At 64.5% G+C, this 3,480-nt stretch carries 4 protein-coding genes; 3 read left to right on the top strand and 1 reads right to left on the bottom strand.

What is annotated here, in order from left to right; all coding sequences use genetic code 11:
• Window positions 1-134: 134 nt before the first annotated feature.
• Window positions 135-722 carry a PadR family transcriptional regulator gene (locus SE92_RS20620; protein ID WP_063197912.1) on the bottom strand — a complete coding sequence of 196 codons (588 nt, stop codon included), beginning with the start codon at window positions 720-722 and terminating at the stop codon, window positions 135-137.
• 196 nt (window positions 723-918) lie between these two features.
• Here SE92_RS20620 and SE92_RS20615 point away from each other — a divergent pair, with 196 nt between their 5' ends.
• The 3 genes from SE92_RS20615 to SE92_RS20605 all read left to right on the top strand — a co-directional run.
• Complete coding sequence (locus SE92_RS20615) at window positions 919-1,305, top strand: nuclear transport factor 2 family protein (RefSeq protein WP_063197911.1); 387 nt, start codon at window positions 919-921, stop codon at window positions 1,303-1,305.
• A 41-nt stretch (window positions 1,306-1,346) separates the two neighbouring features.
• The gene (locus SE92_RS20610; RefSeq protein ID WP_063197909.1) at window positions 1,347-3,137 is read left to right on the top strand and encodes an acyl-CoA dehydrogenase C-terminal domain-containing protein; all 1,791 of its coding nucleotides are present in this window, start codon (window positions 1,347-1,349) and stop codon (window positions 3,135-3,137) included.
• Between the two features lie 72 nt (window positions 3,138-3,209).
• Window positions 3,210-3,480, top strand: a 271-nt coding sequence (locus tag SE92_RS20605) for a thiolase family protein (protein WP_502686772.1), incomplete at its 3' end; no start/stop codon positions are given.

Genomic DNA, 3,480 nt, shown 5'->3' with positions numbered 1-3,480 from the left:
GCGGGGGAGGGCTGGGGAGAGGGTGCCTCCGCGATGGGACACCCCCCAAGAGGAGAAAGCCCTCACCCGCGCCTTCGGCGCGACCTCTCCCGCAAGCGGGAGAGGTTTGGGCACCGCCGTCGCTGATCGAGCTCTCAGCCCTTCTCCCGCTTTGCTTCCTCCAGCGGCACCACCGTGGCCTTGCCGGTCATCGCCGAGAGCGCTTCCAGGGTCTCCTCGCAGAAGTCGGCCACCATCTGCTCATGCCGGGCCCCGAGGCGGAGCAGCAGCAGATTGCCGAGGTCGAGCCTTCCCTCGGCGGTGCCGTCGGGAAAGCGCTTCTTCAGGATGCGCTCGTAATTGGCGTGGCGGTCGCGGTGGTGCTCGAGGCGGGCCATCAGATCGGCGCGCAGCGGCTCGATGTCGATGCTGTCGAGGGCGTGGAGGCGGACCAGCAAATCGTCCTTGGTCGAGGCTGGCGTGCTCGGGCGCGCGGCCCAGTGCCGCAGCGCTGTTCTACCCTCGGGCGTGAGCGTATAAACCAGCTTGTTGGGCTTGCCCGTCTGCACGACCTCCCGGCCCTGGATGTGGCCGCGGTCGCGCAGCTTGGAGAGCTCGCGGTAGATCTGCTGGTGGTCGGCCTTCCAGAAGAAGCCGATCGAGGAATCGAACGTCTTGGCGAGCTCGTAACCCGTCATCGGACGTTCCGTCAGGCATGCGAGGATTGCGTCGCCCAGCGCCATGGCCGGCCTCCTTCTTCGACCTTAACCAACCAGCTTGACTTTATGCGCATTGACGCATATGCGTCAATGTGCATATGAGGCAGCTTGCGGGCCGGTCACAGGCTCGACTGAAAAATCCAGCGAAATCAATCTCCTCGCTACTGTGCATGGGGTTGTTTTCGCACTTTTTGCCCTTGCCCTAGGGAGGCACCTGAGAATGACCGGTCTCGATTCCTGGTACGCCTACATGAAGTCTCACGACCGCACAGCGCTCTGGGACCTCCTACACCCCGATGCCGTGTTCGAAAGCCCGGTCGTGCATTCGCCGCAGCGTGGTCGCGACATCACCTTCAAATACCTTTCCAGTGCCGAGCAGGTGCTCGGCGGACCCGGCTTCACCTATGTCGGCGAATGGCGCAGCGACAACGGCGCCGTGCTCGAATTCAAGAATGTCATCGACGGCATCGAGATCAACGGCGTCGACATCATCAGCTTCGATGCCGAGGGACGCATCACCCATTTCAAGGTGATGGTGCGTCCGCTCAAGGCGATCAACATGCTGCACCGCCTGATGGCGGAGCAGCTTGCCGCCGCTCAATCATAAGCCCAACATCATCCCTTCTAGCCCCCTGCCGGGAGACCTCCATGCCAATCTACAAAGCCCCCGTCGAAGACGTGAACTTCCTGCTCAACGACGTCTTCCAGATCGATCGTTACGACAATCTCGCCGGCTTCTCCGATGCGTCGAGCGACGTGCGCGAAGCCATTTTGGGCGAAGCCGCCAAGCTCGCCGAAGAGGTGCTGCAGCCGCTCAATCGCGTCGGCGATCTCGAAGGCTGCAAGCGCGCCGATGACGGCAGCGTCACCACGCCGAAGGGCTTCAAGGATGCCTTCAAGCAGGTCGCGGAGGGAGGCTGGCTCGGCCTCTCCGCGCCGACGGAGTTCGGCGGCCAGGGCCTGCCGGTGACGCTCTCGCAAGCCGTCAACGAATTCCAGATCTCCGCCAACATGGCGTTCTCGATGTATGGCGGCCTCACCATGGGCGCGACCGCGGCGCTGATCGTTCATGGTTCGCCCGAGCAGAAGAAGACCTACGTGCCCAAGATGGTGGCGGGCGAATGGACCGGCACCATGAACCTGACCGAGCCGCATTGCGGCACCGATCTCGGCATGCTCCGCACCAAGGCGGTGCGCCAGGCCGACGGCAGCTTCAAGATCACGGGCACCAAGATCTTCATCTCGGCCGGCGAGCATGATCTCGCGGACAACATCATCCACCTCGTGCTGGCCCGCATCGAGGGCGCACCGGCCGGCATCAAGGGCGTGTCGCTGTTCGTGGTGCCGAAATTCCTGGTCAATGCCGACGGTTCGGTGGGCGCGCGTAACGGCGTCGTCTGCGGCTCGATCGAGCACAAGATGGGCATCCACGGCAACTCGACCTGCGTGATGAACTACGACAACGCCACCGGCTGGCTGATCGGCGAAGAGAACAAGGGCATGCAGGGCATGTTCGTGATGATGAACGAGGCCCGGCTCGGCGTCGCCGTTCAGGGGCTCGCGCAGTCCGAAGTGGCCTACCAGAACGCGGTCGCCTACGCCCGCGAGCGCATCCAGGGCCGTGCGCTGACTGGCGCCAAGGCGCCGGACAAGCAGGCCGATCCGATCATCGTGCATCCCGACGTGCGCCGCACGCTGCTCTCGATCCGCGCCTTCAACGAGGCCGCGCGCGCCTTCGTGATGTGGACCGCGCTGAAGAGCGACGTCGCGCATCGCTCGGAGGACCTGAAGGACCGCCAGGCCGCCGACGACCACATGGGCCTGATGACCCCGGTGCTGAAGGGCTTCCTCACCGACTACGGCTTCGCCAACGCGGTGCAGGCGCAGCAGATGTATGGCGGTCACGGCTATATCGCCGAGCAGGGCATGGAGCAGTTCGTGCGCGATGCGCGCATCGCCATGATCTACGAAGGCGCCAACGGCATCCAGGCGCTCGACCTCGTCGGCCGCAAGCTGCCGCGCGACGGCGGCCGCGCCATCATGGCTTTCTTCGGCGAGGTCATGGCCTTCGCCAAGGAGAACGGCGGCGACGAGGCGCTGAAGCCCTTCATCACCCCGCTCTCGACGTCGCTCGGCCATCTCCAGCAGGCCACCACCTGGCTGATGCAGAACGCGATGGCCAAGCCCGACAATGCCGGCGCCGCCGCAACCGATTACCTGCATCTATTCGGCTTCGTCGCGCTCGGCTACATGTGGGCGAAGATGGCCAAGGTGACCAATGCCAAGATTGCCGAGAGCGGAGCGACGCCCTATCTCTCGACCAAGCTCGTCACCGGCCGTTTCTTCATGGAGCGGATGCTGCCGGAGACCGCCGCCAATCTCGCGCGCATCCAGGCCGGCTGCGCCACCATCATGGAATTGCCGGCGGAAGCGTTCTGAGTCTTTCGCCCCACGAATGATCGCGACCGCGCAGCGGTCGCCGCAACAATAACTGCAATCAGGAGGCTCCCCATGGCAGATGCCTATATCTACGACCACGTTCGCACTCCCCGCGGCCGCGGCAAGGCCGACGGTTCGCTGCACGAGGTCACCGCCCTCGCACTCGCGACCGTGCCGCTGAAGGCGCTGAAGGACCGCAACAATCTGCCTGAGGATTCCGTCGACGACGTCATCCTCGGCGTGGTCGATCCGGTCGGCGAGGCCGGAAGCGACATCGCGCGCTTCGCGGCGTTCAAAGCCGGTCTCGGCGAAGCCGTCCCCGGCGTGCAGATCAGCCGTTTCT

Origin of the sequence: Bradyrhizobium sp. AT1, assembly GCF_001590795.1 — a bacterium.
In the GTDB taxonomy this organism is placed as follows: Bacteria; Pseudomonadota; Alphaproteobacteria; order Rhizobiales; family Xanthobacteraceae; genus Bradyrhizobium.
This window is presented reverse-complemented; position numbering and strand designations above follow the sequence as displayed.

Coding starts and splice junctions, on each gene's coding strand:
- SE92_RS20620 (WP_063197912.1), bottom strand. CDS start 722: ATGGCGCTGGGCGACGCAATCCTCGCATGCCTGACGGAACGTCCGATG.
- SE92_RS20610 (WP_063197909.1), top strand. CDS start 1,347: ATGCCAATCTACAAAGCCCCCGTCGAAGACGTGAACTTCCTGCTCAAC.
- SE92_RS20615 (WP_063197911.1), top strand. CDS start 919: ATGACCGGTCTCGATTCCTGGTACGCCTACATGAAGTCTCACGACCGC.